Source organism: Collinsella sp. TF06-26, from assembly GCF_002232035.1.
Taxonomy (GTDB): Bacteria; Actinomycetota; Coriobacteriia; order Coriobacteriales; family Coriobacteriaceae; genus Collinsella.
The window spans coordinates 105,284-128,637 of sequence record NZ_NKXR01000003.1; the positions used below are offsets into that span (position 1 = coordinate 105,284).

18 protein-coding genes are annotated in these 23,354 nt (G+C 59.1%); 7 read left to right on the forward strand and 11 right to left on the reverse strand.

The annotated features are described in order from the left end of the window. Positions 1-359 precede the first annotated feature (359 nt). The 3 genes from CHY22_RS03005 to ptcA all read right to left on the reverse strand — a co-directional run bounded on the left by CHY22_RS03005 (position 360) and on the right by ptcA (position 4,578). Entirely contained in the window at positions 360-1,565 is a 1,206-nt protein-coding gene (locus CHY22_RS03005; RefSeq protein ID WP_089572369.1) for an agmatine deiminase family protein, read from the reverse strand. A gap of 367 nt (positions 1,566-1,932) precedes the next feature. Further along, positions 1,933-3,372: an APC family permease gene (locus CHY22_RS03015; protein WP_089572371.1), complete on the reverse strand. Its 1,440-nt coding sequence runs from the start codon at positions 3,370-3,372 to the stop codon at positions 1,933-1,935. Between the two features lie 132 nt (positions 3,373-3,504). Next, positions 3,505-4,578 (reverse strand): putrescine carbamoyltransferase, encoded by a 1,074-nt coding sequence (ptcA, locus tag CHY22_RS03020; RefSeq protein WP_089572372.1) that lies wholly within the window; start codon positions 4,576-4,578, stop codon positions 3,505-3,507. A gap of 329 nt (positions 4,579-4,907) precedes the next feature. On the opposite strand from ptcA, the gene CHY22_RS03025 reads away from it, so the two are divergent. Beyond that, positions 4,908-5,873, forward strand: coding sequence for a LuxR C-terminal-related transcriptional regulator (locus tag CHY22_RS03025; protein WP_158551161.1), 966 nt, complete (start codon positions 4,908-4,910; stop codon positions 5,871-5,873). Between the two features lie 328 nt (positions 5,874-6,201). Here the strand turns inward: CHY22_RS03025 and CHY22_RS03030 are convergent, their stop codons facing one another. Both CHY22_RS03030 and CHY22_RS03035 read right to left on the reverse strand, forming a co-directional pair. Then, the gene (locus tag CHY22_RS03030) at positions 6,202-8,403 is read right to left on the reverse strand and encodes an ABC transporter permease (protein WP_089572374.1); all 2,202 of its coding nucleotides are present in this window, start codon (positions 8,401-8,403) and stop codon (positions 6,202-6,204) included. Then, the gene (locus tag CHY22_RS03035; RefSeq protein WP_089572375.1) at positions 8,393-9,178 is read right to left on the reverse strand and encodes an ABC transporter ATP-binding protein; all 786 of its coding nucleotides are present in this window, start codon (positions 9,176-9,178) and stop codon (positions 8,393-8,395) included. Before CHY22_RS03035 ends, CHY22_RS03030 begins: the two co-directional genes overlap by 11 nt. A gap of 144 nt (positions 9,179-9,322) precedes the next feature. Here CHY22_RS03035 and vsr point away from each other — a divergent pair, with 144 nt between their 5' ends. From vsr to CHY22_RS03055, 3 genes are all read left to right on the forward strand, one after another. Next, positions 9,323-10,309 carry a DNA mismatch endonuclease Vsr gene (gene vsr / locus CHY22_RS10175; RefSeq protein ID WP_233502818.1) on the forward strand — a complete coding sequence of 329 codons (987 nt, stop codon included), beginning with the start codon at positions 9,323-9,325 and terminating at the stop codon, positions 10,307-10,309. A 497-nt stretch (positions 10,310-10,806) separates the two neighbouring features. Further along, positions 10,807-11,736 carry an AraC family transcriptional regulator gene (locus CHY22_RS03050; protein WP_158551162.1) on the forward strand — a complete coding sequence of 310 codons (930 nt, stop codon included), beginning with the start codon at positions 10,807-10,809 and terminating at the stop codon, positions 11,734-11,736. A 56-nt stretch (positions 11,737-11,792) separates the two neighbouring features. Next, complete coding sequence (locus tag CHY22_RS03055) at positions 11,793-12,416, forward strand: HAD family hydrolase (RefSeq protein ID WP_089572377.1); 624 nt, start codon at positions 11,793-11,795, stop codon at positions 12,414-12,416. 322 nt (positions 12,417-12,738) lie between these two features. Here the strand turns inward: CHY22_RS03055 and CHY22_RS03060 are convergent, their stop codons facing one another. Continuing rightward, positions 12,739-13,596, reverse strand: a complete 858-nt coding sequence (locus CHY22_RS03060) for a class II fructose-bisphosphate aldolase (protein ID WP_022095149.1) — start codon at positions 13,594-13,596, stop codon at positions 12,739-12,741. Between the two features lie 335 nt (positions 13,597-13,931). Between CHY22_RS03060 and CHY22_RS03065 the strand changes: the two genes are divergently transcribed. Further along, positions 13,932-14,735: a DeoR/GlpR family DNA-binding transcription regulator gene (locus tag CHY22_RS03065; protein ID WP_089572378.1), complete on the forward strand. Its 804-nt coding sequence runs from the start codon at positions 13,932-13,934 to the stop codon at positions 14,733-14,735. A gap of 59 nt (positions 14,736-14,794) precedes the next feature. On the opposite strand, the gene CHY22_RS03070 is transcribed toward CHY22_RS03065, so the two are convergent. Both CHY22_RS03070 and CHY22_RS03075 read right to left on the reverse strand, forming a co-directional pair. After that, complete coding sequence (locus tag CHY22_RS03070) at positions 14,795-15,955, reverse strand: MBL fold metallo-hydrolase (RefSeq protein WP_168170415.1); 1,161 nt, start codon at positions 15,953-15,955, stop codon at positions 14,795-14,797. 129 nt (positions 15,956-16,084) lie between these two features. Further along, a complete protein-coding gene (locus tag CHY22_RS03075) occupies positions 16,085-17,071 on the reverse strand; it encodes a LacI family DNA-binding transcriptional regulator (RefSeq protein ID WP_089572455.1) in 987 nt (328 codons plus the stop codon). A gap of 383 nt (positions 17,072-17,454) precedes the next feature. Here CHY22_RS03075 and CHY22_RS03080 point away from each other — a divergent pair, with 383 nt between their 5' ends. Next, positions 17,455-18,660, forward strand: a complete 1,206-nt coding sequence (locus tag CHY22_RS03080; RefSeq protein ID WP_089572380.1) for a galactokinase family protein — start codon at positions 17,455-17,457, stop codon at positions 18,658-18,660. After that, positions 18,660-20,279, forward strand: coding sequence for a UDP-glucose--hexose-1-phosphate uridylyltransferase (locus CHY22_RS03085; protein ID WP_089572381.1), 1,620 nt, complete (start codon positions 18,660-18,662; stop codon positions 20,277-20,279). The genes CHY22_RS03080 and CHY22_RS03085 overlap by 1 nt, the downstream gene beginning before the upstream one ends. Before the next feature lie 245 nt (positions 20,280-20,524). Here the strand turns inward: CHY22_RS03085 and CHY22_RS03090 are convergent, their stop codons facing one another. From CHY22_RS03090 to lacB, 3 genes are all read right to left on the reverse strand, one after another. After that, positions 20,525-21,460 (reverse strand): hexose kinase, encoded by a 936-nt coding sequence (locus CHY22_RS03090; RefSeq protein WP_089572382.1) that lies wholly within the window; start codon positions 21,458-21,460, stop codon positions 20,525-20,527. 53 nt (positions 21,461-21,513) lie between these two features. Continuing rightward, positions 21,514-22,395 (reverse strand): aldose 1-epimerase family protein, encoded by an 882-nt coding sequence (locus CHY22_RS03095; protein WP_089572383.1) that lies wholly within the window; start codon positions 22,393-22,395, stop codon positions 21,514-21,516. Between the two features lie 374 nt (positions 22,396-22,769). Beyond that, a complete protein-coding gene (gene lacB / locus CHY22_RS03100; protein WP_089572384.1) occupies positions 22,770-23,294 on the reverse strand; it encodes a galactose-6-phosphate isomerase subunit LacB in 525 nt (174 codons plus the stop codon). Between the last annotated feature and the right edge of the window lie 60 nt (positions 23,295-23,354).

Below are 23,354 nucleotides of genomic sequence, written 5' to 3' on the forward strand. Positions count from 1 at the left end.
GGACACTCCGAAGTGGAGGCAACGGAGTGCCCGTTCCACGCCGCTGCGCCAGGTAACCCAAAAACCAACGCAGCAGACAAAGAGGGGGAAAGCAAATCTGCTTCAACAGAAAACCCAGCCGACCAAGACATCGAGCAACCAGACCATCAATGCCCCAAGATGGTTCGATTCGCCGATTGTCCGATTGATCGGCTGGGTTCCCGAAGCATCACGGCTCAGGAAGCCAAACGATTAAGCGTCTGCGTGATCGGCTGGGTTTCCGAGGTGCGGCAGATTGCCCTGAAAGAGGAGGGCATAGACCTTAAGGGTCATGCCCGACGATTGAAGGGCAAGGTGCCGTGCCTCGGGAAGCCAGACAATTACGCGGACGGCTCCTGCTGCGTAATGCAGTGGATATTGCCGCCGCCGAAGACGACCTGCTCGGACTGGACGCCGACGCACTTGTAGACGCCCTCGCCCCAGACCTCGTCGTAAATCTTCTGGAGCGTGTCAACGGCCAGCTGGTCGTTCTCGTCGCCGTACTGCGGGACGATAACGCCGTGGTTGGTGACCAGGTAGTTCATGTAAGAGGCGATCAGCGGCTCGTCGGGGACGCGCGGCTCGGCGTTCTCGTCGGCGTCGATGGTGTCGCAGGAAGCCTGGTCCATGAACAGCGGGTTCACGGGCATGCAGAGCTTGTAGACCTTCATCTTGCGGCCCTTAGCGTCAACGGCGTTGGAGAGGGTCTCGTAGGCAGCGTGGCACTGCTCGTAGAACGGATACTCGGGATCGTCGGTCCAGATGCAGGCCATGACGCCCGGAGCGATGAACGTGGCGACGTCATCGATGTGGCCGTTGGTCTCCTCGGGGTCGATGCCCTCCTTGACCCAGATGACCTTCTCGACACCCAGGTAATCCTTGAGGTGCTCGTCCATATAGGCGCGAAGCTCCTCGCTCCAGGGCTCAAACTTCTTGTGGAACTTGGGCCAGATGGACTCGGGATCCTCTTCCTCCTCCAGAACCGCAGAGCAGGTGCGGCCCGGGGAAAGCAGGCACTGGTCGGTCACGACAAGGGTGCCCTCGCCGTCGACGGTGATGGAGCCGCCCTCGAGGATCATGTCATCGGGACGATAGCGACGGCAGCCGGAGAGCTCAGCCATCTTAAGGGCGATCTGCTCGTCCTTGTCCCACGGGAAATAGAGGCCATCCACAAGGCCACCGTAAGCGTTGAAGTGCCAGTGGTTGGCGCGCTTCTCGCCCTTGCCGTTGATGACGTAGGTGGCGGCGGTGTCGCGGAACCAGGCATCGTCGGTGGTCATCTCGATGACGGTGACGTTCTCGTCCTCCTCGAAGACGGCCTTGCAGTTGGCATAGTCGACCTGGTTGGCGCACATGGTAACCGGGGTGAACTCGGCGATGGCGCGGGCGATGGCGGCATACTGCTTCTGAGCCGGCTTGGCGCCGTGGGCCCAGGTGTCGGTGCGGTGGGGCCAACCCATCCACACGCGATCCTGCGGGGCGAACTCAGCGGGCATAAAGAAGCCGTCGGCCTTGGGGGTGGACTCGGACTCGGTGATCGTACGCATAAGATTTCCTCCAAATCGAACGATCGCTTGCCGCGGGCGGGTTGCCCGCAGCCTAAAACCAAGAGATGGTAGGCGCCCGTTCCTCGGCAAAGGTCGGGGCGCCCGACGCCGGTTTTCACGGAATCGCACCGGCAAGCGACGACGTAACCAAGTGCGCGGAGACAAAACGCACGAAGGATACGGAAGAGAGATTGGGGTGGGCGGTGGTTACCGGAGCTATCGCTCACACCCACCCCGGGGAATGGTTAGCAAACCTGTCGCTTGGGCACGTCTCCGAAGAGGCTAGAGTGCCCGGAGTCGGGAGCGACAAGCCCGACGAAGCGCACGTTGGTACGCGAGGAGGGTTGGAGCCCCAGAACCGGGTGCTCTAGTTCTCCTCGGCCTCGGCGGCCTCCTCAGCGAGACGCTGAGCTGCCAGCTCGGGAGTGAGGCCCTTGTACTCGGTCTCGCGGCTCTTGGCGCTGACGACGCGGACAACCTCGCCGATGAGCAGAAGCACGATGAAGATAACGATCATCGGGAGCTTGTCGCCAATTTCAGCGGCAGAGAGCGGCACCAGCGTTGCAACGATGGCCAGGATCAGCTCGATGCAAGGGATGGCCAGCATGACCTTCATCATGGCGCCCTTAAACGGGAACGTGAAGATACGCTCGCGGTTGGGGTCGTTCTTGCGAAGGTTGAGGAACGCCGGGAACATCGGGATGTAGGTCAGCAGCAGGAAGACGACGGAGGTGCCGAAGAGCATCCAGAAGACACCGTTGGAGATGGCGTCGATGGGTACGAGCTGCAGGCACAGCACCAGGGAGGCAACGATGGCGTTGACCAGGTTGGCGCCGTTGGGCATGTCGTCATCCGAGATCATCGAGGCGAAGACCTTGGGCATGTTGCCGTGCTCGGCAGCGTAGCGGGCGACGGAGTTGACGCCGAAGGACCAGGCGGCCATGTTGGCGAACAGGGTGATCAGGAAGGCGATGCAGATGACCTTGAAGATCATGGAGTCGCCCACCATGGTCTGGACTGCGACAATCATGCCATAGTCGGGGTCGATGGAATCGGCCGGCACAGCAGCACCGATGCCAAAGCCAGCGAACAGGTAGATCACGGCGATGGACAGGCCACCGACGATGATAGCCTTGGGGATATCGCGAGCGGGATCGGCCATGTCGTCGGTCATGGTGCAGATGACCTCGAAGCCCATGAAGTTAAAGATGATGATCGACAGGTAGCCGAGAGCGTTGGTGTTGGTGAGCTCGGGCAGGAAGGTGGCAGCGGACATGTCGTTCGCAAAACCGTTCTCCATGGCATACCAAATGCCCAAAGCGCCAACGATAACGGCGACGGCGACCTTGATGATGGCGCCACCGTTAAGGACCCACTCGGAGTCGGCCGCCTTGGAGCGGCCCATGAGATAGACGATCCACACAAAGGCAAGATCGATACCCATCTTGGCGATCAAGTTGAACTCGACGCCAAAGACCATGCCCAAAATGTCGGGGAACATGGTAGCCAGCGAGGCGATCCACAGCGGGTAGTTGACCCAGTAGTAGTACGAGATGCGGGCGCCCCATTTGTCGCCCAGGCCATCGCGTACCCAGTCGTAAATGCCGCCCTCGCCGTCATAGGTGGTACCGAGCTCGGCAACAACCATGCCGTAGGGAAGCAGGAAGGTCAGGATCAGGAAGATCCACCAGAAGAACTGCTGGTTGCCAATGGCAGCAGCAGGAGCGGCGGCCTCGCAAACGAAGACGACGCAGATGATGGTCGAAATGACCGTCAAAAAGGAAAGCTTTTTCTTTCCGTCGCTCATGATGAGCTCCTTCGCTCAGTCTTGGACAGATCCGAGGCCCAAGGTACTAAGGCAATTGCCTGAGCCTCGGTGAGCGGGCGACAGGAGACGAGCATCCGCCGCCCGCAAACGTGCGTTTAGAAGCCTTGAGGCTTAGAGCTGCTCGAGAGCCTCGAGAGCGGCGTGGAGCTCAGCCTTGGCGGAGTACTCGACACCCTCGTCGTTGAGCGGGGTGCGCTTGCCCAGGGCGGCAAGGAGAGCACGGATGGAGTGCTTGCGGTTCTCGGCCTCGACCCAGCACAGGGAGCGCTCGGGATCGTCCATGACCTCGTCGACGACCTCCTCGTTGCGGGTGGCCGGCAGGCAGTGCATGAACTTGGAGTTGGGGCCGGCGAAGTTCATCATGTCCATGGTGACCTGATACTTGGGATAGAACACGTCCATGTAGTTCTCGCCCGAGACCTCCTCGTCGTACAGGCCATACCACACGTCGGTGTAGATGAAGTCGGCGCCCTTGATGCACTCGATGTCGTCGGAGATGACGACAGAGCCGCCGGAGACCTTGCAGTTCTCCTCGGCGATGGCCATCATCTGCTTGCCGAACTCGGCGCGCTCCTCGACGGTGCCAACGTGCAGGCCGCCGTCGGGGATCTGGTGGCCCTTAGGTCCAAACTGGACAAACTTCATGCCGACCTTGGAAGCGATGAACATGAGGGAGACGCAGACCTGGGTGGCGTCGCCGATGAAGGCCAGGGTGCAGTCCTCGATCTTCTTGCCCTCGGGGAGGTTCTCGAGCATGGTCATGAGGTCGCCCATCTCCTGCGTGGGATGGTTGAACTCGGACATGCCGTTGATGACGGGCACAGCGGAGCCCTCGGCGAGGCCGACGACGTCCTTGTGACGGTCAACGCGAGCCATCATGATGTCGAGCAGGTCGCCCATGACGCGAGCGGTGTCGCCCAGGGACTCGTGGCCACCGAGCTGAATGGTGCCAGGGCCATAGAACTGAGCATGGCCGCCGAGGTCGCACATGGCGGTCTCGAAGGAAAGACGGGTGCGGGTGGAAACCTGCTGGAAGATCATGCCAAGGCTCTGGTTGCGGAGCAGGTGCGGATAATAACCGTCAACCTTGATGGCCTTCTTCATTGCCAGGCCAAGATCCTCGATAGCCAGGATCTGCTCTTTGGTGAAGTCGTTGGTGTCGATGAAATCCTTAGGCAGCGCCATGTCGATTCCTTTCCGCCGGTCGTGCCGACTATTGCTATGAGGCGCTCGAACATCACGCCTCGTGTTGACAAGACCATCATTCACCCGTATGCAATTTTTACCTAGTTTATTCGGGATTAAAGACCGTTCACGGAGTTACACCCCCTCTAAACCAATATAAACCCGCAGGTAGCCAGCTTGCAGGGGGTTTACTACCTAGAACCGCGAACGGTATACGGCTATGCTGTATCTCGGCGCCTAATCCGCAATGGAACGAAGGGTTGAGACGTCTATATCCCACAAGGTATACAGGGCTCGGCCATAGATGAAATGAGATGGGACGGTGGCAGATGAACACCCTGATGTTCTTCTATACCCTAGCAATACTCGTGATCTGTATTGTGACGGCAGTGCTTTCGCTTGCCGCCTATGCCTCGTCTCGTCGACGCTTCTTTGTCTATGGCAGCGGCGTATTTATCTGCTATGCCATCGAGATGACCGAGATTTTCTTTTTTGAATACACGCTGCAAAACCAGAGTTTTCCGGCCAACGACTATTACTCCATTACCATGCCTGTGTTGCGGACCCTTGTGGCGACCGCTTCACAAGCTTTTATCTGGCTCATTGCCATGGACTTGCTCGACAAACATTCAAAAAAGCAGTTTGTTATTCCCGTCGCAACGTTCTTCCTGAGCGAGCTGCTGATCATTGTCGCTGTCCCCTACGGCCCCATGCATCAATGGCTCTACTACACGATGCGTCAGGTATTCCTTGTATTTGTGGGACTATATATCTTTTGGACGGCGCATAAAAGCACGCAGGTCGAGCTTAAGGCGCGCGTCAACAATCAACGAAAGCACCTCATTATCGGCGCCATTCTGGTCGGGTGCATCGTTGCCGAGGATTTCTACAACATCCTTGTTGTTCCCATGAGCCTGGCACCCTCTTGGCTGCAGCTGTACCTGTCCGAGCGCAACTTTAGCGAGAATATCTTTGCGTGCTACTTTGCGATTCTGCTGATCATCTATGCCTATCACGTGCTTTCGATTCGCATGCAGGAGGCGCCCGAGGAAAAGAACGTCAGCGATCTTGATCGACACATCGAAGAGCAGATGCCCTTCTATCGCAACGCCTACAAACTCTCCAACCGCGAGACCGAAGTCATGCGCCTGGTTGTGCTGGGCAAATCGAACCAAGAGATCGCCGACGAGCTATTCCTTGCCGTGGGCACCGTCAAGACCCACATCCACAACATCCTGGTCAAAACCGAACAGCAAAACCGCACGACGCTCATCCTCCACTTTTGGAAACGATAACCTACCAAAAAGGGACAGGTTTATTTTGGCAGGTTTTATCTGGGCAAATGCCAAAACCGCCGCGAGGGAGCTACTTTCCCTCGCGGCGGTTTTCTAGCAGTAAAACCAAGTGAGTAGGCTTTTGGCGGGATGCCGAGCACGCCCCAAAACACCACCGCCCTGACCTGCGGTTTTGTTGAGCGTTTGTCGCAATGTGCTCGGCAGATCCAAAAAAGTCTACTCACTTAGTTTTGAGATGCATCAGGCGGGCAAAAAACCGCCGCGAAGGGGGCCCGGCTCCCTTCGCGGCGTTTGTTCGCTGTGGTTATGCGACGGTTTTGCCCGCTTGCTACTCGCTGTAGCGGGTGGCGATGGCAGCTCGCACCATGCCGGTGCTCATGAGGTACGTTACCAGGAAGTAGCCGCCGTAGGCTGCCAGGAAAATCGCACAGGTGAGGCCCACCGTGCCGCCGATGCTCATGTTGCCAAACGTGCTCACCAGCTCGATGATCACCTTGAGCGCCACAAAGGAGTGCGCCAGACCCACTGCCAGCGGGAACAGGAAGAACACCGCTTGCTGTGCCATCACCGAATGGCGAATCTGGCGGTCGTCACAGCCGATCTGCGCCAGCACGCGATAGCTGCGGCTGCCATCTGCCACGTTGGAGAGCTGCTGGATCGACAGAATTGCCGCGCATGCAACGACCAGTACAAAGCCGATGTAGATAGCCAGATAGCTAATCATGCCGTTCATCTGCGCTGCCTGCGTATATAGCTCGGAGCGTGTCATGAAGACTCCCCACGAACCCGGCTCCTTGCCGTCAACGAGCAGGTTGTCGAGCATAGTGTATTTAATGAGCTCATCGGCCTCGGCAACATCCATCCCTCGCTTGTAGTTAACGAGCAGGTTGCTGGCATACGGCTGCAGATTAAGCTGGGACAGCAGCTCATCGGCAACGACCACGGTACCGGGATTGCTACCGAGCCCCGAGTTGGCGATGGCCGCCGTGTCCTTGTCCGACTTATCGGTTGCGGGCTTGAGCTCATGCCCACCCAAGGTGAGGGTATGGCCGCCGGCCATATATTTGGTGTACAGGTCGCCCAGCTCACCGCCCATATCACACGTAAGCACGTACTGGTCGCGGCCAATGCTCACCGGCTCCTCGCCCATCATCTGGCGCAGCTTGTTGTACTGGCTCGCCGGCGTCACAAACAGGCCCATATCATCGGCATTGCTACCCTCGAGCACCTTGGGGAGCTTTTCGCCCATGGCCTTGCACATCTCGCCTGCAGCTACCGAGGGACCCGAGCCGCCAAGCGGGTAACTCAGATACGAATCGATCTGCACATGCTCACCGGCAACATCGGCGATATTGACCTTTTTGCCGGTCTCGTCGTTGTTGTCCGCCGACTTGCGCTCGCCATGCCATGCAGCGTACAAATCGACCGTTGCATCGGCCAGCACCATGCGATCGGCCTCAGACGGATTGACATACTCCTTGTAGTAGTCGAGCGTTTCGGGCGTGTAATAGACATACGTCTGAGACACGTCAACAGGGTTATAGCGCTCCAGGTTTTCGTTCATCACGTTGGCGATCGACATACCGCACGTCACCGAGGTGATGGCCAAAAACAGGATCATCGCGATGACGCCCATCGAAAAGCACACCGTATTGACCTTGGCCGCAAGCTGGCGTACGGTAAACATATTGAGGCCGCGCCAATAGACGCTGCGCAGGCCCTGCAGCAGCTTGATAAGCATGCCCGAAAGGCCCCAGAACAGGGCAAAGGTACCCACCGTAACCATGGCCGTGGTGATACCAAACTGGTTCATGGCCTCCTGCAGCTTGGTATCGGTCGCGGTGAGCGGGAACCCGTCGCGCAGCAGACGGTAATAGGCCACGCCCACAAGCACCGCGCCCACAGCAAAGATGGCAATCGCGATCCAGGGGTTGCGTGTCTTGATACTCTCGTTGCGACGCTCGGCACCCATAAGCTCGATGAGTTTGGTACGACGCACGGCGCGAAGGTTCAGCAGCAGCGTGAGCACAAACATTGCGAGCATGCAGGCAAGGGTCAGGTTGAACGCATGCACCGAGAAGAAGAAGTGGAAATTGGCGATCTGCGTCTTGAAGAGTGAAGCCGTAAAGAACGTCATGAGCTGGGAAAGCCCCACGCCCAGCACAATGCCGGCGACAAAGGCGCCGACCGAAACGATCACCGTCTCGAGCGCCATGATCGTGGCGACGCGCCCGCGCCCCATGCCGAGCACCTGGTACAGGCCAAACTCCTTCTTGCGGCGTTTCATGATGAAGTTATTGGCATACACCATCAAAAAGGCCATGACACCGGCCAAAAAGTACGTCAGGTAACCGAGCATGCTGCCCATGAGCTCGGACAGTCCCTCCTCCTTGATGCCGGCAATGTCGACCTGCATCGAGACGGTATTGAAGGCATAGAAGACCGTGACACCCAGGGTGAGCGTCAGCAAGTAGACAAGGTAGTCGCGGCCGGCGCGGCGGACGTTGCCCCAAGCGAGTTTACAGAGCATCGGAGCCCTCACCGCCCATCATGGCAACGACCTCCATAATGCGGTCGAAGAACTCTCGGCGGTCGGTGTCGCCGCGGCGCAGCTCGGTGAAGATCTTGCCGTCGCGAATAAACAGCACACGGCTCGTGTAGCTGGCGGCAAAACTGTCGTGCGTAACCATGAGCACGGTGGCGCGCAGGCGGCGGTTAAGGGCCTCCAGGCTCTCGAGCAGCAGGCGGGCGCTCTTGGAATCGAGGGCGCCGGTGGGCTCGTCGGCCATGATCATAGTGGGGTCGGTGACGAGCGCGCGAGCCGCGGCAACGCGCTGCTGCTGGCCGCCGGACATCTGGTAGGGATACTTGTCGAGCACCTGGCTAATGGACAGGCGCGCGGCCACGTCCTGCACGCGGGTCGAGATCTCTGCCGAGTTTGTGCGGGCGATGGTGAGCGGCAGGGCGATGTTCTCGCGCGCCGTGAGCGTATCGAGCAAGTTGGAGTCCTGGAAGATAAAGCCCAGCTCCTCGCGGCGGAACTGCGAAAGCTTGGCCTGCTTCATGCGCGTCACGTCCTGGCCGTTGATGCGGATGGTGCCACTCGTGGCGCTATCGATGGTCGACACGCAGTTGAGCAACGTCGACTTGCCCGAGCCCGAGGCGCCCATGATGCCGACGAATTCGCCGCGGTTGACGGTAAAGCTGACATCGTTGAGCGCGCGGGTCACGTTGCCCAGTGCTCCATATACCTTTTCGAGATGCGCGACCTCCAGTACCGGGGTCGCCGTTTGCGTGGTTTGCATACCGAGTCCTTTCTTGCGATTAGTCTACGGCATCTATAGTCGCAAGGAGCCGAGTCGGCTACCATCGATATGGCTTACGCTTGCCTTACCGTTGCGTAAGGTAAGCGTAGTCTGCCATGTGTTGATGTTGAGAGAGGGCTCCTGTTGAAGACTGTTCATGTTGCCGCTGGGATCATTCGCAAGGAAGGATCTGACGAGCTGCTTGCCGTGCAGCGCGGCTACGGCAACATGCAGGGACTATGGGAGTTCCCGGGCGGCAAACTTCTGCGCGGCGAGACACCCGAAGACGCCGTGCGCCGCGAGCTTATGGAAGAGCTACAGGTAAAAGTCACCAACCTGCGTGATTTCTACACCGTTGAGTATGACTACCCCGATTTTCATCTCTCCATGGAGTGTTACTACTGCTCGCTCGCCGATGAATCCGATGAGCCCCAGAAACACGACCGCCAGCTTGATATCCGCTGGATTCCACGCACCTCGCTTGCCACGGTGGAATGGATGCCCGCCGACAAGGGGCTCATTGATGCTCTGATTGAGTTAAAGGAAGATCGGCTTGAGGCAAGCTCCGCCGATGACACCGCGCCCAACACAACCGACAAACCCGCCACCAAACCCAAGCGCGCACCTAAACGCCGCAGCAAAAAGCGTCCCAAGCCCGGTCTGCTCGACGGCATCGATACCTCGGACCTCTCCGCTGACGAGCGCGAACTGGTCCGCCGTCGCGCCGCCATCAAAAAGTCCATGAAGGGCAACAAGCGCGCCAACACCAAGCCCGAGCTGCTCGTACGTCAGCGCCTACGGGCCGCGGGCCTTACGGGCTATCGTTTGGAATGGAAGGTACCCGGCAAGCCCGACATCGCCTTCCCCGGCCGCAAGATCGCCATCTTCGTCAACGGTTGCTTTTGGCACCGCTGCCCCAAGTGCAACCCAAGCCAGCCCAAGCGCAACGTTGAGTTTTGGGAGGCAAAGTTCCGTCGCAACGTCGAGCGCGACCGTGCTGCTGTGGCAGCGCTCACTCAAATGGGCTGGACGCCCATAACCATCTGGGAATGCGAACTCAAAAAAGACCGCATCGACGCCACGATGGAAAAGGTCATCGAGCAGGTGCGCGCCACAGAGCCGCAGCGCTAACAGCGAGCATTCACACGCTACGCACGTCCGCGCCACATCCACGTCACAAACCTTAGAAAGCCCTTAAGCTCAAAACCTTTCAAGAGTGTTACTCGATACCTCTGACCTGCAGTTTCATCGTAACACCAAACCAGGTTAAGCCTTTCTTTAGCGCTTCTTTGCGGCAGCCGCGGCATAATGTAGCCAGCGCACGGGACCTAGCAGCAAACCCCGAGCGCATCCTTTTGGTGGATATCGAGGAGGCCGCATAAGCATGCATTCTTCCAATGACGCAGCACAGCAGCCATCCCTAAAACATGCAAACCTTTTCTCCTTCCCCCCGACACAGAGAAACGGCCTCCTCGACTCCCCCACCACAAAAACCAAGCGCTCAGCCGATCAGAGCCTCAACTTACGAGCATCCTTCGAAAAGCTCCAAGCATCCCTAGACAAGGCGTTCCCCGAACAGGCAAGAGCAATCTAAGCCCATCGCGCTTTATACTGATGCCATGCGAAACATGGATCACATAGAATTGCACCGCGGAGGACGCGAGGAAGCGTTTCCCGAGACCGCCGAAGACTGGCCCTATATTGCCGAACGCGCAGAATTCGCTCGCTATCCGGGCAATTCCGTCCCCTGGCACTGGCATTCCGAAGTTGAGCTTTTCTACATGGAGCAGGGAGCGATTGACTATCGAACGCACGCGGCTCATGAGCACGTACGCTTTGAGGAAGGGTCCGCCGGCTTTATCAACGGCGGCGTTTTGCACAGCACGCTGCAATCACCCAATTCGGCGCCAGCCATTCAAATGCTGCATATCTTTCAGCCGTCGATGCTCGGCGATCCCGCGGGCCGTCTCCAAAAGCGCTACATCAACCCATTGCTTCAATGTCGAGGCGTCGATGTGCTCAAATGGTCGCCCACCAATCCCGACGATATGCCCTTTATCGATTTGCTGAAGAGCTCCTTTAGCCACGACCTTCAACGGCCGCAGAACGAGATGGCGCTTCGAAATAGTTTGTCAGAGCTCTGGATTCAGATTAACGCCAAGGCCGAACCGCTCTTTTCTTCCGACGGCGCCTCTTGGATGACCAGCCGCGACGTACAGTTCAAGGCAATCCTGGACTTTATCCGCGCAAACTATGCAGCCGCTATAGATGTGCCCCAGATGGCATCTGCAGCCGGCGTAAGCGAAAGAGAGTGCTACCGCATTATCAAAACTTGTGCAGGAACGACCCCGGCGGCATATCTACGCGCATACCGCATAAACCGTGTTTGCGAACTTTTGGCACACACCACGCGAACGGTACAGACAGTCGCGCGCCAATGCGGATTTATAACAGCAAGCCATCTTGGCCAGGTATTTAAAGAACAAATGGGGTGCACTCCTTCGAGCTATCGAGCAGCGAGGCAGAATCTCGATAGCACCAGGCAGAAATCCCGCTAACCCTTCTTCTGTCACTGCATCAAACTTGCAGGCAAACAACAGAGAGGAGTAATCATATGAAGCACTTTGACCATATTGTATTTGACGTTGATGGGACATTGGCAGATACAGAAGAAAGCGTTCTGTCATCGCTTGTCCAGATTGTCCAAGAAGAGACCAGCAAAACGCTTCCCCGACACGAGCTTGACTTTGCCCTCGGCATACCCGGCAAGGATGCCCTTGAGAAACTTGGGATCTACTCGCAGGCAACGTTGGATCGCTGGTGCCAAGTTGCCGCCAGCTTTAAAAGCACCATCAGCGTGTTTCCAGGTTTGCTTGAAGTCATCGCAACACTCGCCGATAGCGGCTGCAAACTTGGCATCGTCTCCTCACGTGCGCGCGACGAATACGCAAAAGAAATTGCACCCCTTGGTTTCGATAAGTATTTTGAGCACATCATCCTTGTCGAAGACACAACCGAACATAAACCCGCACCCGCACCCATGCTCGAATATCTCCGACGTGCGGGCGCGAATCCTGGCAACGTCGTCTACGTTGGCGACACCGTCTACGACGAACAATGCGCAACTTCAGCAGGGGTCAGTTTTGCCCGAGCAGCATGGGGATCACACCAAGATATCCCAAACGCCACCTACAACCTCAAAACCCCCAACGACCTACTAACCCTAACAACCAAATAACCCACGCGCCCCACCCTTTCAGCCCTAACGCCACAAGGGCGATTGAACAGGACAGCTTGGGCGGGCCCCCGCACTTAGTTTCCAAAATCATTCCGCAGCGCGAAGGCTTCTTATTATTTTCCGCCCTAACGCCACAAGGGCGACGACCTCGAGTAAGTCAACCTGGGAGGGACGAGGGCTTAGTTCCCCAATCTTTCCGCAGGGGGCAAAAAGCCTCGCCGCACGAAGTGCGCAGCGAGGCTTTTTGCATGCCCGAGGACGATTGGGGAACTAAGTTCTCGTCCCTCCCCGGGATATGTAGCGAGTCGGAGTACCCTTGCTGTTACTCTGCTTTGCCCACAGAGTTGAGGTTGGTCATGCGGATCTTAACCAGCTCGGTGATCTCGCGCATGCCCTCCTTGGCCGGCTTCTTAGGATCGAAGCAGGCGGGGTTCTCGGCCATGTAGGCCATGAAGCCCTTGGTGTAAGCCTGACGCAGCTCGGTGGCGTAGTTAACCTTGCAGATGCCGTTCTTCACAGCCTCGGCAACCTGCTCATCGGGCACACCGGAGGTGCCGTGCAGGACCAGCGGCACGTCGACGGCGTCGCGAATGGCCTTGACCACGGACTGCTCGATGTGAGGATCGCTCGTGTACACGCCGTGGCTGGTGCCAACGCCAATGGCCAGCGAGGTGCAGCCGGTGCGCTCAACAAACTCCTTGGCCTCGGCAGGATCGGTGTAGGGGCTCTCGCCCTCAACCGCGGGACCGTCGTCCTCCTTGCCGCCAACCTTACCGAGCTCGGCCTCGACGGGCACGCCCATGGCGCGGCCAGCATCGGCGACGGACTTGGTCAGAGCGATGTTGTCCTCGAAAGACTCGTGCGAACCGTCGATCATGACGGAGGTGTAGCCCGTGCGGAAAGCCTGCATGCAGCGGTCATAGCCATCGCCGTGATCGAGGTGCAGGGCAACGGGCACGGAAGCGCGCTCGGCGGCAGCCTTGACCATGCCGTAGAAGTAGTCCAGACCAGCGGTCTTGATGGTGCCCGGGGTGGTCTGCATGATGACGGGGGACTTGGTCTCCTCGGCAGCGGCCAGAACGGCCATAACGAACTCGAGGTTCTCGACGTTGAACGCGCCGACGGCGTAGTGGCCGGCCTGAGCGTCCTTGAGCATCTTTTCGGTGGTAACAAGTGCCATGAGCGTTTGCTCCTCTCCCTCGCCCGCATCTGGACATCGGGCGTAGTTGTTCACAAGGTGTTTTACCTTGCGTTTTGCTGCGCTCATTGTATGAAATTCAGCGGGTATGCATGTGCGAGATATTGTCATCGCGCGAGGTCCAACCTTCATTTTTGAAAAGCAAACGGAAGGGGTCGAACCCGAGCGTGCGTGTTCGATATTGAATTTTGGGCGTTAAGCGTCTTTCTTTTATAGAAAAGATAAGTAATCGAAAGGCGTTTTCTTACTCAAAAAGAAAATGAACGAAAATGGACTCAACACAATTCCTGCAAATTTCAGACGATGATGGAGCAGATATGGCCCACGCAACAACCCGAGCTTTCGCCGACGAGCGTCGTTCCGCCATCATGGAGATGCTCGATCATAATGCCTCGGTGCAGGTAGCAGAAATCGCCCAGACCTTTGGCGTGTCCTCCGTCACCGCCCGAGCCGACCTGGACGCGCTCGCGGAGTCCGGCAAGCTGCGCCGCACGCATGGCGGTGCCGTATCGCTCCACAAACGCCTGACCGTTTCCACGCAGGATCGCCGCATCAATGTCAACGTCGCCGCCAAGCAGGCCATCGCGCAAAGCGCCATTGAACTCGTCGGCAATGGTGACACTCTGCTCGTCGACTCGGGCACCACAGCGCTCGAGTTCGTCCGGCTCCTCGACCAGCGCGATGGCATCACCGTCATCACGGCCGACATTACCATTGCCGATTACATCGACGAGAGCATGCCCTTAGTCGATGTCGTCATGCCGGGCGGGGCGCTGCGCAAAGGCCATCGTTATCTGTACGGACCGCTCACTATGCAGGCGCTCCAAATGGTCCACGCCGATCTTGCCGTCATGTGCCCTGGAGCTTTTGTTCCCGGCTGCGGCTTTACGACCGACTTTCCGCAGATGGCCGAGACCAAAGCGGCTATGGTCGGTGCCGCCCGTCAAAGCGTCGCCCTTATGGACGCCAGCAAGGTTAACGGACGCGGCATGTACCGCTTTGCCGAGCTGACCGATGTCGACACCATCGTGATGGACCGTGATCCCGATGGCGCCGTCGCCACCTCAATCGCCGAGACCGCCGACGACGCCCGCCCAAATCTCGTCATCGCCGGCGCTTAAACAAAAACCACCACAAAGGTGCCTTTGTGGTGGTTTTCACATCAAAAGCTAACAAATCGCTACTTGGAAAGCTCGTCGGCGAGGGCCTCTATCTGAGCGCGCGAGGTGTCGTTGAGCGAACCCAGGACGGTCACTTTGTTCTGCGTCAGGGTGATGTCCTTCATGCCCTCGAGCTCCTTGGTCATAACCTTAGCGGCGGCAGGTGCCCAGGAGCCGGCCTCGACGAGTGCCACCGTACGGTTCTGATAGGCGTGCTCGGCAAGCGTGTGGATAAAGGTGCTCATGAACGGGAAGATCTCGCCCTGATAGGTGATGGAAGCGAGCACCAGACGGTCGTAGCGGAACGCATCCTCAACGGCCTCGGCCATGTCGTCGCGAGCCAGGTCAAAGACGGAGACCTTCTGACCGCGAGCCTCAAGCGCGGATGCGAACTCCTCAACGGCAGCCTTCAGATGGCCGTACACGCTCGCATAGGCAATCGTGATGCCCTCGTCCTCGGGCCGATAGCTCGACCAGGTGTTGTAGGTGTCGAGGTAGTAGCCCAGGTTCTCGGTCAGCACGGGGCCATGAAGCGGGCAGATGATCTGGATGTCCAGATCGGCGGCCTTCTTAAGCACGGCCTGCACGAACTTGCCGAACTTACCAACGATGCCAAAGTAGTAGCGGCGAGCTTCGCAAGCCCACCCTTCCGGATCCTCGATGTCGTTGGCGCCAAACTTGCCAAAGCCGTCGGCACTAAAGAGCACTTTGTCGGTGGCCTCGTAGGAGAAGAGCACCTCGGGCCAGTGAACGTTGGGAGCGCCAACAAAGGTCAGGCTGTGGCCGCCCAGGTCGAGCACATCGCCCTCTTTGACGACCATCTTGCGCTCGGGGAAATCGGTGCCAAAGAAGTTGACCATCATGCGGAAGGCGCCCATGCTGGCCACGATCTGTGCCTGGGGATAGCGCTCCATAAAGGCGGCGATACCGGCGGAGTGATCGGGCTCCATGTGATGGACGACCAGGTAGTCGGGCGTACGGCCGTCGAGCGCGGCCTCGAGGTTGCCGAGCCATTCGTCGACAAAGCCAGCGTCAACCGAATCGGCGACAGCGATTTTATCGCCCAAGATAACATAGCTGTTGTATGCCATGCCATTCTCGGACACGTCGTACTGGCCCTCGAACAGGTCAATGTCGTGATCGTCGACACCGATGTAGCGGATATCCTTGGTGATCTCCATCAGGCAAAGCCTCCTAGATAGACAAAAGAACCCGTCTATCATAACACTCGGTAGTATCCCAACTGTTATCTGCCGGCATCCATACCGATTGTTATTGAAATACGATAAATCGCCGTTTACCTGCGCAAACTATGAGCGTGGTATCGCCGTGCTATGTCGAATAATGAGCTGGCCGGGAATACGAATGGCAACGGTTTTGCCCGCCGTACCCGCCTCGGGAACCGCATGCTCGAATACCTCGCGTCCGCGCTGATGTAGATCGAACCGCACGGTCGTGAGCTCGTTATGCGCGACAAAATCATCGAGCGAGTCATCGACGCCCACCACGCTCACGTCCTCAGGCACGCACAGACCGCTATCACGCAGCGCGGCAATCGCGCCATTTGCCATCTGATCGTTTGCCGCATAGATCGCCGTCATGGTGCGATCGTGCTCGGCCAGGTACCTGCCGGCCTCGTAGCCGCTGTTAGCAGACCAGTCGCCCTCGAGCGGTTCTGCCGGCGCGATGTGTTTACGCTCGAGCGCATCCTGCCAACCGGCGCGACGAAATTGCTCGTCGACCGAGAACGACGGGCCGCCAATATAGCGAATCTGCTCGTGCCCCAGCTCAAACAGATGATCCATAAGCAATAGCGAGCAGCCGTAATGGTCGGAATCGACCGTGGTCACGCGCGGATGCGCGTACATGGTAACGATGACCGTTCCAATGCCCGGCAACGGATCGAACGTCTCAAAATCGGGCGCCATGCGACTCATGCCGATGATGATACCGTCCACGGGCAGCGCGGCCATACGACGCGTGGCCTCGGCAAGCGAAAACTCCTCGGTCTTGGACATCTCGACCAGCGTGATGGCGCAGCCGCGCTCGCGGGCCGCGCTGGCAATGCCGTCAATCATCGTAAGGTTGCCAAACTTGGTGACATCGTTGACGCACAGGCCGACCGAATGGTAACGGCCGTCGCGCAGCGAGCGACCGGCATAACTCGGACGAAAGCCAAGCTCTTGCATAGCGGCCTGCACGCGCTGGCGCGTCTGTTCGTTAACGTTGGGCAAGCCGTTGGCGACGCGCGAAACCGTCTGCTGCGAAACGCCAGCAGCGCGGGCGACGTCGGCCATGGAGACCGGACGCGAACTGGTATCGTTGGACGGGCGCCTTGCCACAGGATCACCTTCACCCTTGAGAGATCTGAATAGCGTGAATGCCGGCCCGGGCAGAAATACATCCCGCGCCGAGGCCCGCTATCGTCGGACGCATGTTAACGTACTCTACTTTTTCTATCTGCATCTCTTCTGCTTTATAAGTCCATACGGCAGTACCGTTCACGGCTGAATTTCTACCGATTACCAGATTCTCAAAAAGTGATAAGTGTTGTGTTATGAGTACGTTAACATAGCCCGTAACGTGCGGCATCGTAGATGCTGAGTTTATGCCGCTTCAGATTGTTAACGTACTCACTACGACGGAAAACTCGTCAGTATGCGCCAAGGAAAGGACCCTCATGACCACCCCCGACGAAAAGACACTCGCCACACTCACCAAGCTGTTTGAGGAGGAGTTTGGCCCCATCGGCGACCGCCAGGTGCTCTACGTGCACGCGCCCGGCCGTTCCGAGATCAGCGGCAACCACACCGACCACGAGGGTGGCCACGTTATCGCCGGCTCGCTCGATGTCGCCGTTGACGGCATCGCCGTGGCAACCGATTCCAACAAGGTCCGCGTTGCCGACGAGGGCTATCCCACGTTTGAGATCACGCTCGACACGCTGGATGTTCAGGAGTCCGAGAAGGGCACGTCCGCAAGCCTCGTGCGCGGTATGGCCCACGAAATCGCTGCTCTGGGCGTTGAGCCCCAAGGCTTCGACTTTGCCTTTACCTGCTCCGTCCCCTCGGGTGGCGGCCTTTCTAGCTCCGCCGCTGTCGAGGCGGCTTACGGCCGCGCCATGGAGACGCTCTGGGGCGCGCCCGCCATTGAGCCCGTCACGCTCGCCCAGATGAGCCAGCGCACCGAGAACAACTATTACGGCAAGCCCTGCGGTCTTATGGATCAGGCGGCTGTGTGCCTGGGCGGCCTCGCCTACATGGACTTTGAGGATCAGGCTCGACCTAAGACCCAGAAGCTCGAGCTCAACTTTGAGGATCACGGCTATGCGCTCGTGCTCGTTAAGGTCGGCGCCGACCACGTGGCGGCTACCGACGACTACGCCGCCGTTCCGCGCGAGATGCAGGACGTCGCCGCCGAGTTTGGCAAGGCACGCCTGTGCGAGGTCGACGTTGCCGACTTTGACGCCAAGCTCCCCGAGCTGCGCGCCAAGCTGGGCGACCGCGCCTGCCTGCGCGCCGTTCATTACTGGTACGAGAACGGCCTGGTCGATAAGCGCTGGGCGGCCCTCAACGCCGGCGACATTGATCGGTTCCTGGTCCTGACACGTGAGTCCGGTGCCAGTTCTGCCATGTACCTGCAGAATGTCGTCGCCAAGCTGGGTTCCGAGCAGCCTTCCATGTATGCCCTGGCACTGGCCGAGCACGTGCTCGACGGCCGCGGCGCCGTGCGTATCCACGGCGGCGGCTTTGGCGGCACCATCCAGGCCTTCGCGCCGCTCGACCTCGTCGACACCTTCATTGCCAAGATGAACGACTGGCTGGGCGAGGACTCTGCCCGCCACTACGCGATTTCTGACAAGGGGGCTTACGCGGCATGGCTGTAATGATTGATGTGCGCGAAGCCGCGCAGAACCTGATCGAGTACGCCATTCATCGATCGATGATCGGCCAGGACGATCGCATCTGGGCATACAACACCATTCTGGAGTGCATCGGCGCCACGGGCCCCGCACTCGACATGGCTTGGGCACTCAAGACCGAGAAGATTTCGCTCTTGCACCCCGATACACTCCCCAACTTTGACCTGGAGGGCACGCTTGCCGCGCTTGCCGAGGCCGCCGTTGCCAACGGTGCTGCCGAGGACACGGCATCGGGGCGCGACCGCATCGCCATGCGCATCATGGGCGCGCTCATGCCGAGGCCTTCGGTTGTAAACGAAGAGTTCAATGGGCGTATGGGCGTCAACGAGCCCCGCGCCGCGACCGACTGGTTCTACGGCCTGTGCTGCGATGCCGGCTATGTGCGCCGCGCCGCCATCGCACGCAACATCAAATGGAGCACCCCCACCAACTGGGGCGATCTTGAGATCACCATCAACCTGTCAAAGCCTGAGAAGGACCCGCGCGACATTGCCGCGGCCGGCGCCGCAAAGAACACGGGCGAGAAGTATCCCGCCTGCCAGCTCTGCATCGAAAACGAGGGCTATCCCGGACGCTCCGCCGCAGCCGACGGTGGCGCTCACCCCGCCCGTCAGAACCTACGCGTTATTCCCATTCAGCTTAATGGCGAGCGCTGGGGCTTCCAGTACAGCCCGTACGCATACTTTAACGAGCACTGCATTGCCATGAGCTCCGAGCATCGCCCGATGCACGTTGACCGCAAGGGCCTGACCTGCCTGCTCGACTTTGTGGACCTGTTCCCACACTACTTTATCGGCTCCAACGCCGACCTGCCCATCGTAGGCGGCTCAATCTTGTCGCACGACCACTTCCAGGGTGGCGCGCACGAGTTCCCCATGATGCACGCCGCCGAGGTCTCGCAGTTTAGCGTGCCCGGTTTTGACCAGGTCAGCGGCACCGTGCTGCAGTGGCCGCTCTCGGTGCTGCGCCTGCGCACGCATGACCGCGCTCAGCTGCTCGACGCTGCCGAGAAGATTATCCTCGCCTGGCGCGAGTGGACCGACGAGTCGGTGGGCGTCATCGCGCACACAGCCGATGGCATGGCGCACAACACCGTGACGCCCGTCATCCGCCGCGTGGACTCCCGCGGCAACGCCGGCGGCGAGATTTACGAGGCCTACCTGGCGCTTCGCTGCAACATCACGACCGACGAGCATCCGCTGGGCGTGTTCCACCCGCATGCCGAGTATCACCACATTAAGAAGGAGAACATAGGCCTGATCGAGGTCATGGGCCTGGCCATTCTGCCGCCGCGCCTGGTTCCCGAGCTCGGCGCTGTTCGCGAGCACCTGCTGGCGGCCAAAGCCGATGCCAGCTACGATCTTGCCGGCGCTCTCGAGAGCGACGACCTTTGCCGCAGCCACGCCGCATGGGCTGAGGACGTCTACGCCCGCCGTGCCGACGAGCTTACGGCGGACAACGCCATCGATATCCTGCACGAGGAGGTCGGCGTGGTGTTTGGCCACGTGCTCGACAACGCCGGCGTCTTTAAGTGGGACGAAGCCGGCCGCGCCGCCCAGCAGCGCTTTATCGACTCGCTGTAGCATACGAGTTCGAGCCTCATCAGCGGCCACGACACAACCGCCCACACGACAACGACGCCCGCCGGCAACATCGCCGACGGGCGCCGTTTTATTGGCTAGTCATTGGGGACGTTCTTAAACGACTAGTCAAACAAGAACGTCCCCAACGACTAATGACTCGAGCGTGGAAAATCTCCCACTTTGAGCTCGTATGGGCACCAAAAGCGGGAGATTATCCACGCTCATTCTATTAGAAGTCGCAACCGCTACAACTCTACGACCTCAACGTTGTTGTAGATCTCGTCCCAGCGGTCCATGACCAGGTGGCCGGTCTTGGGATCCATGGCGTTGAGCTTGCCGCAGGTATTGGCGGTCTTGAGCACCGTGACATCGTCGGCACCAGCAGCAATGGCATGCGCAAAGCCGGCGATGGTCGAGTCACCGGAGCCCGTCGCGTTCACAGCTGCAATCGCGGGTGTCTTGGCGCGGAACGCGCGACCCTCATGGAAGCCCACCGACCCGGCAGCGCCCATCGATACGACAACCCAGGGGATACCGGCAAAGCGGCCATCGGCGGCAAGCGCCTCGCGCAGGGCATCGACATCATCGGTCGTAAAGGACGTACCCAGTAGGCCGTTAATCTCGGTCAGGTTGGGCTTTACGAGCTCAGGCTTAGCGTCGGACTCCAGCGCGGCCTCCAGCGATGCACCCGAAGTGTCGAGCAGCACCTTGGCGCCCGCCTCCTCGGCAATCTTGACGAGCTCGGCATAGTAGCCAGCATCGACGCCACGCGGCAGCGAACCCGAAAGCGTCACGACGTCCGCCTTCGCTGCAAGCTCGGCGAACTTTGCCGTAAAGGCCTCGAGCTCGGCAGGCGCAATCTGCGGACCGCTCTCCAACAGCTCGGTCTGATTACCCTCGTGCAGAATATTCAGGCAAATGCGCGTCTCACCGGCGATGGGCACAAAGTCGTTCTTGACGCCGTCGGCATCCATAAGCTCGGCCATATAGGCACCCATGTGGCCGCCGAGCAGGCCGGTCGCGAGCACATCGTCGCCCAACTGCAGCAGCACGCGGCTCACGTTGAGGCCCTTGCCGCCAGCGGTCTTTTCGGGCGTCACGCGGTTCACGTCGTCGATGATCAGCTTGTCGAGTTGATAGCGCGTATCGATCGACGGGTTCATGGTAACGGTCAGAATCATGTTGAACTCCTGTTTCCGGGGGGCATGACCCACCCCAAACATACGATAGCTCGTTAAAGGATCTCGATCTCAAAGCCGCGGGTGACGGTCTCCCCCGGCTTGGCAACCAGGCAGCCACGCTTGTGCTCCAGAATATCGTCCTCGTCGGAGCAGGTAGACAGGCCACCCCACGGTTCCACGGCCACAAAGTCGCCCTCGGGCTTGCTCCACACAATCAGGTATGGCATATCGGGGAACGTCAGGCGCACGCCCTTGTCCTCGGTTTTCTTGGTCAGCGTAACCACGCGGCTCTCGAGCACGTCAAAGATGGTCTCCGCGAAGTCGAAGAGTTCGTGGGTCAGCGGCAGGTTCTGGTCGATCATAGGGTTCTTGCTGCGATCCTCAACATCAATCAAGCCCGTCGAGGGAACGGCAGTACAGAGCTCGGCGGCCTCACGCTGCTCAAAACGGAGCTCGTAATCGTCATAGGACTCGCCCTCGTCGAGCGGGCACTTAAAGCCGGGGTGACCACCCACAAAGAATGGCATATCCTCGGTACCCTCATTGGTCACCTCGTACGACACAGCCACCTTTTCCGAATCGATCGTGTAACGAGCAACGATCTTAAACGGATACGGGTACTGCTCGAGCAACTCGGCATGGTCGGCAGAGCTTAGGCTCAGCGCAACCATGTTATCGCCCTGCTCCTCGAGCTTCCACTCCTGCTTGCGGGCAAAGCCGTGGCGGGCGAGCTTGACCCCGCGGCCGCCCATGGTCATCGCGCGGCCGTCACGAAGGCCGCCGCAAATCGGAAAGCAAATGGGTGCCTGGCCCGACCAGACCGAAGGATCGCCCTGCCACAGGTACTCGCGACCGTTGGCTTTAATCGAAGTGAACGATCCGCCAGCCGTGCTCAGTGCCACGCGAACAGAACCGTTATCAAGAACAAACTCCATAGGAGCCTTCCCTTTCTTACGCCAGCCCGCCGAGTGAATAGGGCTGATAGAAAACCGGCCCGCGCCCCCTCACAGAAACGCGAGCCGTCAATTGAAAAGCTGCAGAATGCCGGGTACCGCCAAAACGAAGCGCACAAGCTCAGCAAGCAAACGTGTTATCGGAGCAACTTGCCATACCAGAACGCTTCGCAACAACAGCGGTAACCCCACAGGTCACTCAGACATCAGCGAGAAGCCAGCTGGCGAGGCAAGGTGCCGTGAAGCGAGACGGCATTGACCTTCTGGTCATGCCGTCGAAGCTGAGCGGCAGATTGCCCGCCAGATGGCTTCGCAGCGTCGACCGGTCCGGCGTTTGTTAAAACGCCGGAACCCCCTTAGTCATGGTATTCGCCGCGGTCCCACTTCTCGAGGAACTCGTCAAAGAAGTGCGGGTCAGCCTGAGCCTCGGCGTCGGCCTTATTGCAGGCATCGATCTTGGCGATCAGGGCATCGTGCTCGGAGGTCTTCTCGTAGGGCTCCTCCAGGAAGGCAAGCATGATATCGGCCATCAGGAACTCGCCGGTAATCTTGCCGCCAAAGCCCACGATGTTGGCGTTGAGCTCGCGACGGGCATACAGGGCAGAGGTCATGTCGCGAACCAGGGCGCAGCGGGCGCCGGGAACCTTGTTGACGGCGTTGGTGATGCCGATGCCGGTGCCGCACAGGGCCACGCCAAAGTCGGCCTTGCCGCTGGCAACGGCCTCGCCCACGGCCTTGCCGTAGATGGGATAGTGCGTACGGGTGTGGCTGTAGGTGCCGCAGTCGAGCACCTTGTAGCCAGCCTGCTCCAGGCGGTCGGCCAGATAGATCTTCTCGTCCGTAACGATATGGTCGCAACCGATTGCGATGGTCTTCTTCATCAGAACGTCCTTTCGTCTGAATTCACAAGTTGAGGTAGAAGTTCGAGTTCTCGGTGGCTC